The sequence below is a fragment of the Hyalangium sp. genome, from assembly GCF_035629615.1.
Lineage (GTDB): Bacteria > Myxococcota > Myxococcia > Myxococcales > Myxococcaceae > Hyalangium.
Genome location: NZ_DASPHO010000554.1, coordinates 1 through 7,883, shown reverse-complemented (window position 1 = coordinate 7,883; position 7,883 = coordinate 1). Strand labels below are relative to the sequence as shown.

Annotated in this window: 5 protein-coding genes; 4 read left to right on the top strand and 1 reads right to left on the bottom strand. The window is 65.7% G+C overall.

Going from position 1 to position 7,883, the window contains the following annotated elements; all coding sequences use genetic code 11:
- Positions 1-143: 143 nt before the first annotated feature.
- A complete protein-coding gene (locus VD972_RS28090; RefSeq protein WP_324991827.1) occupies positions 144-788 on the bottom strand; it encodes a hypothetical protein in 645 nt (214 codons plus the stop codon).
- A 280-nt stretch (positions 789-1,068) separates the two neighbouring features.
- Between VD972_RS28090 and VD972_RS28085 the strand changes: the two genes are divergently transcribed.
- From VD972_RS28085 to gltG, 4 genes are all read left to right on the top strand, one after another.
- Entirely contained in the window at positions 1,069-4,638 is a 3,570-nt protein-coding gene (locus VD972_RS28085) for a tetratricopeptide repeat protein (protein ID WP_324991826.1), read from the top strand.
- Positions 4,635-6,113 (top strand): adventurous gliding motility TPR repeat lipoprotein GltE, encoded by a 1,479-nt coding sequence (gltE, locus tag VD972_RS28080; RefSeq protein ID WP_324991825.1) that lies wholly within the window; start codon positions 4,635-4,637, stop codon positions 6,111-6,113. The genes VD972_RS28085 and gltE overlap by 4 nt, the downstream gene beginning before the upstream one ends.
- A 128-nt stretch (positions 6,114-6,241) precedes the next feature.
- A complete protein-coding gene (gene cglF, locus VD972_RS28075; RefSeq protein ID WP_324991824.1) occupies positions 6,242-6,508 on the top strand; it encodes an adventurous gliding motility protein CglF in 267 nt (88 codons plus the stop codon).
- Between the two features lie 71 nt (positions 6,509-6,579).
- Positions 6,580-7,883: adventurous gliding motility protein GltG (gene gltG, locus VD972_RS28070; protein ID WP_324991823.1), on the top strand; the 1,304-nt coding region annotated here is incomplete at its 3' end.

Sequence of the window (7,883 nt, the reverse complement as noted above, 5' to 3'; positions counted from 1 at the left end):
CTCCCTGCCGCTCGATGAGGTACGTCCGCCCACCGCACACCCCACACGCACCACCGCTGCCCTTGGTCCCCATGTCAGCGCGATCCATAGCAGTCCCCCCGCCAGACGACCTGCTGAGCAGGCGTTCAGGTGTCCCCATCGGCCTAGACCTCTCTCATCTCGAGCGAGCGCCGTACGAGCGCCAGCAGCCGGAACCGCCGCGCCACCCGCCGGGAGCGTGTGGACATGCCCTGCGCCTCTGCTCCCACGCCACACGCCTCGCGCCACAGCTGGCGGCGCTCGGAGAAGGGCAGGGCGCGCAGCAGGAACAGGAAGACCCGGGCCTCTTGCACGTCGAGCTCCGCTGGCTCTGCAGGCACGCGAGCGAGCACTTCCTCCAGCAGCTGGCCTACCCGAGGCGTCAACTCCGGCCGCCGCTCGGCCAGCCGCTCCAGCGAGGCGCGCAGACGGGCATTCCGCATCTCCTCCCACGTCAGCGCCCTTCGCCGCTTCGGGGCCTCTCCAGCCCCGGTGCTCCGCTCCCGGTACTTCTTGATCTCTGCCTCCACCTGTCGCTGGCACGACCGCAGGCTGCGCAGGACCGGCTCCCCGGGCCGCGTATCCCACAGGGCCTTCTCGGCGGAGCGGGTGATGCCTCGGGCGACGACTTCGAAGGGAACTCCCTCCCGCGCCCAGGACGTCAGAAGCTCGCTATCCAATGCGGAGAGCATCAGCCCCGCTCCGCGGACGGCGAGAAAATAGTCCTGCACCAGTTCCTCGAAACTGGCGCCTTCAGGCAAGAGGCTCATGATCCGGATCGATTCGCAGGGTAGAGCAGGCGAGCAGACGAGCGCTACCCTACCCATAACCTCCCGGGCCGACATGGCATCCAACCCAACGCATTCCGGACAGCGGTTCTGGAAGTTTTCCGGCCAGCTTTTCCCCACCCCGGCAGCCAGGCAGGTTCAGTTGACCGACCCTCTGGTCCCTGCGCATAGTGGCTCCCCTCAAATGGAAATTCCCAAAGAGTCCCGGCTACTTGCCAGCCAGGCAAGCGTCCTGGACCGAACGCTTCGGCATAGGAGAGACATGCGTCGCGCGCTCCTCATCTGCCTGACGCTGCTGGCGTCGGTTGCGTCCGCGCAGGGCAAGAAGAATCCCCGCGAGGCCGACCTCGGCAAGAAGTCGGCCGCCACCATTGACAAGTCGCTCGCCGGCGACATCTCCCGCAAAAAGGAGAAGGAGCAGGACGCTCCCGCACTGAAGTACGACCAGTTCCGGCTCGGCGTGGAGGTCCAGGTGGCCTCCAAGCGGCGCGAGCAGATCGAGTCACTCAAGAAGATCATCGAGCTGTCACCCGACCAGGCAGAGGCCCCCGGCCTGCTGTTCCGCCTGGGCGAGCTCTACTGGGAGGAGTCGAAGTTCCACGAGTTCGAGGGGAACCGGAAGGACGACGACCTCATCAAGGCGATGAACCGCAAGGATGAGGCGGGGCAGACGCGCGCCAAGGCGGAGAAGGCGGAGCTGCTCGCCAAGGCCAGGCAGTACGGCAAGCTGGCGCTGGGCGAGTACACGAAGATCGTCCAGCAGTACCCGAACTTCGAGCGCACTGACGAGGTGCTCTTCTTCCTGGGCCAGTTCCTCATGGAGGACGGGCAGAACAGCAAGGCGCTGGTGGCCTACAAGCGGCTGGTGCAGAAGTACCCGAAGTCCAAGTACCTGCCGGACGCGTGGCTGGCTTTTGGCGAGTACTACTTCAACAACTCCAAGGGCAAGCGCCCGGAGCTGGAGCGGGCGCTCGAGGCCTACAAGCGCGCGGCCGAGTTCACCGAGAGCCAGATCTACGCCTACGCCCTCTACAAGCAGGGCTGGTGCCACTTCAACATGGGCGACTACCAGGCCGCCAAGGACAAGTTCAAGACGGTGGTGCTCTACGGCGAGCTGGCCGGCGCCGCGGCGGAGCGGGACGGCGGCAAGAGCGGCAAGAGCGGCCTGGTGCGTGAGGCCCGCGCCGACTACGTGCGCACCTACGCCCGCGACGGCGACGTGATGCAGGCCAAGGACGACTTCAGCAAGGTCGCCACCAAGCCCGAGGATCGCTTCGCGATGATGCGGCAGCTGGCCAACCTCTACTACGGGGACGGCAAGGACCGCGAGGCGGCCATCACCTACAACGCGCTCATCAAGGAGAAGCCGCTGTCGCCCGAGTCCCCGGGCTTCCAGGCGAAGATCGTCGACTGCGTGCTGCGCATGGGCAACAAGGATCGCACCGTGGCTCAGGTGCGCCGCCTGGTGAAGATCACCAAGGAAGTGGAGGCCTCCGGCATCATCAAGGAGGACAAGGACAAGCGGCTGCTGGACGAGGCCAACGAGCTGGCCGAGCGCACCCTGTCCAACCTCGCCGTCACCTGGCACAACGAGGCCCGGAAGACGCGCGACGAGGAGACGTTCCGCTACGCGGACAACATCTACGGCGACTACCTCACGCTCTTCCCGGAGAACCCCAAGGCGTACGACATGCGCTTCTTCTGGGCGGAGCTCCTCAACGACAACCTGAACAACTTCGAGAAGGCCTCCGTCAACTACACCCTCGTCGTCCTCCAGGACGCGAAGGTGATGGACGCCAAGGACGACAAGGGCACCCCCAAGCCCGGCAAGCCCGGCAAGTGGCTGACCAACGCCGCCTACAACGCGGTGCTCGCCTATGACGAAGTGGTGAAGGCCGCCGAGGAGAAGGGCACGCTCAAGCCGCCAGACATCTCGGACATGAAGAAGAAGGTCGCCATCCCCGAGCCGCGCAAGGGGCTGCTGGAGGCGTGTGAGCGCTACCTGAAGTACCTGCCCAAGGGCGACAAGCGGGTGGAGATCTCCTTCAAGGCCGCCAACATCTACTACCGCTACAACCACTTCGACGAGGCGGTGAAGCGCTTCAGCGACATCGCGCTCAACCACCCGGACCACAAGTTCGAGAACGGCGAGAAGGCCGGCGAGGTGGCCGCCAACCTCGTGCTCGACTCGTACAACCTGCAGAAGGACTTCGCGAAGGTGAACGAGTGGGCCCGCAAGTTCTACGCCAACGACAAGCTGGCGCAGGGCAAGTTCCGCGAGGATCTGTCCAAGCTCATCGAGCAGTCCTCGTTCGCGCTGGTGGCCCAGCTGGAGGAGAAGAAGCAGTTCGCCAAGGCCGCCGAGGCGTACCTGAACTTCGTCAAGGACTTCCCGCAGACGACGATCGCGGACCAGGCGCTCTACAACGCGTCCGTCGATTACTTCAAGGCGAAGCAGCTGGATAAGGCCATCGAGGTTCGTCAGAACCTCATCTCCAGGTACTCGCGCTCGCGCTTCGTGCCGGACTCCATCTACGCCAACGCGGAGGCGCTGGAGGCCATCGGCGACTTCGAGCAGGCGGCCAGCACCTACGAGCAATACGTGAAGGGCTACGAGCGCAGCCTGAACGAGAAGAGCGCGCCCAAGTCCAAGTCCAGCAAGAAGGGCAAGAAGGGCGAGGGCGACGAGAAGAAGGAGGAGAAGCAGAAGTGGGAGGAGGCCAAGGCGCAGGTCGCCCTCTTCAACGCGGCCACCTACCGGGAGGGCCTGGGCCAGTACAAGCAGGCGCTCAAGAGCCGCGAGCACTACCTGGAGCTGTGGCCCAAGACGAAGGACGCGGAGCAGATCTTCCTGGCCATCGTGTCGCTGTACGAGAAGCTCGGCTCCTACGGCAAGGCCATGAAGCTGCTGGAGGACTACGAGCGCGACAACCTCCGCTCACCCAGCAAGGTGCTCACGGCCGAGGGCCGCATCGTCAACATCTTCGAGAACAAGTTGCGCCGGGCCAAGGACACCAACCGCCTCTACAACCGCATCCTCGAGTACTACGAGAAGCTGCCCAAGCGCGTGCAGAAGGATCTGGAGAAGACGGCCGTGGCGCCGGCGGCCCAGGCCCAGTTCCTCAGCGTGGAGCCGGACTGGCGCGAGTACCTGCGCCTGAAGCTGTCCTGGGGCCGCCCGGCGGATCCGAAAAAGTTCAAGGACTCCATTGCCGACAAGGGTCGCGCGCTGGACGTGGTGCAGAAGAAGTACATCCAGACGGTGGCCTTCGGCGCGCCGAAGCCCGCCATCTGCGCGCTGCACCGCATCGGGCTGGCCTACCACGAGTTCTCGGAGAAGGTGATCAACGCGCCCATGCCTCCAGGCATCGACCCAGAGACGGAGCAGGCCATCCGGGACGAGTTCAGCAACCAGGCCCAGCCCCTCAAGGCCAAGGCCACCGAGGCGTTCGCCAGCGCCGTGGCCAAGAGCCAGGAGCTGGACTTCTTCAATGACTGCACGAAGGAGAGCCTGAAGATGCTGAGAGACACCTACGCCCCGGAGCAGTACCCGACGGTGTACGAGGATCGCGTGGCGCTGAAGAAGGGCGCGGAGCTGGCGCTGGGCGGCGATGTGCTGGCCGGCATTCAGGACATCCCCGAGCCCGTGGTCCAGGACGAGGCCACCGCGCAGGCCAAGACCGAGGAGATCCAGGAGGATCTCACAGACCTCACCAAGAAGCTGCGTGAGCAGACTGAGACCGACCTCAAGCGGCCGGTGGCGGCTCAGGACGGCACGGCTCCCAAGAAGGCGTCCAACGACGACGAGGAGCCGGAGGACTTCCTCCAATGATCAATCACACTCGATTCCTCCGTACCTCGCTGGGGCTGGTAGCAGCAGCGCTGCTGGCCTCCGGCTGCACCTCCTCCACGGCCACCGGCCCCACCGGCCCGAAGACGCCCACCCCGGGTCCCAAGGTCCAGACGCCCACCAAGGCCGAGCCGGTGTCCATCTCCAACCGCGCCAAGCTCCTCTTCGAGGACGCGGTGAAGGCGATGGACGCCCAGAAGAAGAGCAAGGCCGTCGACTTCCCGTCGCTGGAGCGCAAGTTCAAGGCCGCGCTGGAGGCGGACCCGAACCTCGCCGAGGCCGAATACAACCTGGGCGTCATCGCCGAGCGCCAGGGCAAGAAGGACGAGGCCAGGGGCTGGTACCAGTCGGCGCTGAAGAAGAAGCCCTCGCTGCGCCAGGCCTCAGAGAACCTGGCCGTCATGGCGCAGAACGATGGGGACATCCCCGGCGCGGTGACGCTGTACCAGGACGTGCTCAAGCGCTACCCGGACGACGCGGCCAGCCGCGCGCGCCTGGCGGAGATCTACCGGCAGACGGGCGACCACGAGAAGGCGATGGAGTTCGCCCGCGCGGCCCTCATGCGCGATCCCCAGTCCACCACCGCGCTCAAGGTGATGATGCGCAGCTATGTGGACCGCAAGCAGCAGTCCCTGGCGAAGCTGGTGGCCCTGCGGACGATGAAGATCGATGCCAACGATCCAGAGCTCCACCACACCGTGGGCCTCATCCTCCAGGGAGAGGGCGACGCGGACGGGGCGATGCTCGCCTTCAAGAAGGCGCTGGAGGTTCGTCCGGACTACCTGCCCTCGCACATCCTCCTGGCGCAGCTGTCTCTTGACGCTGAGGACTACCCGGGCGCAGAGGAGCACCTGCGCAAGATCCTCCAGGCCGGGGGCAACAACGCCGCCGCGCACCTCAACCTGGGCGTCGCCTACAAGGGCCAGGGGCAGTACGACAAGGCCATGCAGGAGTACGACGAGGCGGAGAAGGCCGATCCCAAGCTGGCCGCCATCTACCTCAACCGCGCCATCATCCTGCACCGCGCCAAGGACGCTCCCGAGCGCGCCATGGAGCTCTACAAGAAGTACATCGCCATGGCGGGCGGCGACGTGGCCCTCAACGCCGAGGCGCCCGTCTTCGGCTTGATGCGTGAGGCCGAGGCCGTGATCCAGGCCAAGAAGGAGGCCAAGCTGGCCGAGGAGCAGGCCAAGCAGATGGAGGCGCTCCAGCAGCAGCAGCAGCAGCAGCTCAAGAAGAACGAGGCGGCGCAGGGCGGTGGCGTGGCCAATCCGGCTGGCGGCGGCGCGGCACCGAACCCCGCGGGCGGCACCAAGTCCGAGCCTCTGGAGGATCCCACCTCTGGCGATCTCCCGCCCCCGGATCCAAGCCCGAGCGCACCTGCGCCCCAGAAGAATCCCCCTGGGCAGAAGAATCCAGCCAAGGCAGATCCGAGCGAGCCCACAGACGAATTCTAGTCAGCACTCCGGGCTCTGGGCGCGGCCCCGGGAGTAGCGGGGCCGCCTCGAATGATGCGAATCTACGAAACCTGAATGAGTGGAAGTGGTCGATGGGCGAGCCCGCCGAGGCTCGCGAGGAGATGGCAATGAAGAAGCTCCTGACGCTGTGCATGATGCTGGTGGTAGCTCCGGCCTTCGCCCAGGACGAGGGCGGCAAGGCGGAGGGTGGCGAAGGCAACGTGCGCTACAACAAGACGACCACCATCGACTTCGAGGACGACACCATCGAGGGCGACCTCACCAAGCCGGACGGCGAGTACGTCGAGGCGCGCAAGAAGGTGAAGCACTCCAACCTCATCCGCATTCGTGAGGACTTCCAGGACAAGGTAATGCAGTCCGTGGGCGAGCTGTAGCCGCGAAATTCGCGGAACCTTCTCCCACGCGCGTTGTCTGTCACCACGGGAAAGTCTACCGGGAGCCGTAAATGGCCGTTCCTCTGACACTCAAGGTCTTCAAGGGCGATGCCCTCGTCATCTCGAAGGATTTCGAGCGTGACATCATCAAGATTGGCCGTCTGTCCTCGGCACACCTGTGCCTCGAGGACGAGAAGGTCAGCCGCATCCACTCCGTCATCGAGGTGAGCGCCGACGGCTCCCTGTCCATCATCGACATGGGCAGCGTCGAGGGCACCTACGTCAACGGCAAGCGCGTCAACAAGGGCAAGGTCACCTTTGGCGACGAGATCCGTGTGGGTGGCACCACCATCCGCCTGGAGAACCCGGCCGCAGTGGCCGCGGTGAACCTGGCCGCCGCTGTGTCCAGCACGGAGGTGACGACGCGCATCGAGCTGCCGGTGCCCGAGGCGCAGGTGGCGACGCAGCTCGCGCAGGCCGCCGCGGCTCCGGTGGAGGCTCCGCAGGTGGTGGCGGCCCCAGAGGCGGCTCCGGTCGCGCCGGCTCCGGCGATGGACTCTTCGTTTGCCTCCACGGAGCAGAACGCCGTCGTCGCTCCGGTGGCGGAGGCTCCGGTGGAGGCCGGGCCTCGCGTGCGCGCCGTGCGCCGGGGCAAGGCGAGCGGTCCGCTGGGCGTGTCCCTGAGCTTCCTGTGGGGCGATCAGCGCGTGGGCGAGTTCTTCCTGTCCCCGGGCCGCAAGCAGAGCTTCAGCGTGGGCAGCGCCGCGGGCGTTGACTTCGTCATGGGCGACTCCAAGCTCGGCAGCCCGAAGCTGGAGGTGCTGCGCACCGACGGGCAGACGTTCAGCGTCTGCTTCAACAGCAAGATGAAGGGCGAGCTCACCCGCAAGGGCGAGACGCTGGACGTCAACGCCGTCATCGAGTCCGGCAAGGCCAACAGCGACGGCGGGGCGTACGCGCTGACGCTCGACCCGGAGGACTTCTTCTGGGTGGACCTGGGCGGCGTGACGATGGAGGTCTGCTTCCAGCCGACGCCCAAGCGGGTGCACGTCCCGCTGGCGGACTCGGTGGACTACCGCTCGCTCAACATCTTCCTGCTCATGTTCTTCGCGGGGACGATGTTCGTCATCAGCGCGATGAATCGCAGCGGGGATGGGGACGAGTTCGCCGACGAGCTGAGCGGCGACAACTCGCGCCTGGCCAAGCTCATCATCAAGCCGCCTGAGACGCAGAAGAACAAGTTCCTCGAGAAGCTCAACCAGCAGAAGGAGAAGAAGAAGGCGGGCGAGATGGCCGCCAAGCAGCGCAACGAGGAAGGGCAGATGGGCAAGAAGGACAACACGCCCAAGACCCAGAATCGCACCGCGCCGCAGGG

Bases quoted from the DNA above. Each gene is read 5' to 3' on its own strand.
- VD972_RS28090 (WP_324991827.1), bottom strand. From the start codon at position 788: ATGAGCCTCTTGCCTGAAGGCGCCAGTTTCGAGGAACTGGTGCAGGAC.
- VD972_RS28085 (WP_324991826.1), top strand. From the start codon at position 1,069: ATGCGTCGCGCGCTCCTCATCTGCCTGACGCTGCTGGCGTCGGTTGCG.
- gltE (WP_324991825.1), top strand. From the start codon at position 4,635: ATGATCAATCACACTCGATTCCTCCGTACCTCGCTGGGGCTGGTAGCA.
- cglF (WP_324991824.1), top strand. From the start codon at position 6,242: ATGAAGAAGCTCCTGACGCTGTGCATGATGCTGGTGGTAGCTCCGGCC.